This window comes from Paenibacillus alba, from assembly GCF_013204855.1.
In the GTDB taxonomy this organism is placed as follows: Bacteria; Bacillota; Bacilli; order Paenibacillales; family NBRC-103111; genus Paenibacillus_E; species Paenibacillus_E alba.
The window spans coordinates 1-687 of the sequence record NZ_JABMKZ010000108.1 but is presented as its reverse complement, the minus strand read 5'-3'; the positions used below and the strand labels follow the sequence as shown (position 1 = coordinate 687).

At 36.1% G+C, this 687-nt stretch carries 1 protein-coding gene; it reads right to left on the bottom strand.

Annotation, left to right across the window (positions count from 1 at the left end):
- Positions 1 to 61: 61 nt before the first annotated feature.
- Complete coding sequence (locus HQN90_RS38120; RefSeq protein ID WP_173227996.1) at positions 62 to 550, bottom strand: DUF2199 domain-containing protein; 489 nt, start codon at positions 548 to 550, stop codon at positions 62 to 64.
- Positions 551 to 687 lie beyond the last annotated feature (137 nt).

Below are 687 nucleotides of genomic sequence, written 5' to 3'. Positions count from 1 at the left end.
CCTAACCAACAACACACAGCACTCCACATGTGTCGAGTAGGTGAAAGGGATATCATGGTTTTCAAGTAACGTGATTTATTAAATGAGCAATTTCTTTTACTCTCTCCATTGTAATTCCTTCTCTTTGTTCAACTGCAAGTGGATGATCAGTCTGTTCTAGTTCTATTAACGGAACAGCGCCAACTTCTTGTGTATGTACCATTGTTTTCAACGACAGTGTAGTTACTGGATATATTGACAGCTCCGTCGACAACCAACCAAAATAAGGTTGCTCATTCTCCCTTCCTTGTACGTGCAATAATTCATTGGATTTCAAAAAATTCTCTGCACTAAGAGAAACCCAAACACTCCAAATAAATTTCTCATTACAATCAATTATCGGTATTTCAATATGTCCTCTTATATAGAAATATTGTTCATCAATTACACAAAAATCTCTAATCAACTCTGTTCTTTTCTCTTCTGGTACCGTGTAAAAGTGGTACGGAGCTTCGATTTCGTAACATAAAGGAACCTCACTTAATTCATTGTTACATTGAGGGCATTTCATGGTTTCTACTCCTTTATCATTTCTTCTCGATTTCATAATATGTTCTTGTTTAATATGTTCAACAAAAAAATCCCGATGTATCAAGGCTTTGAGCCACATCGGGACCGACTTAGCTATGACAAATCTACGTTACAAAT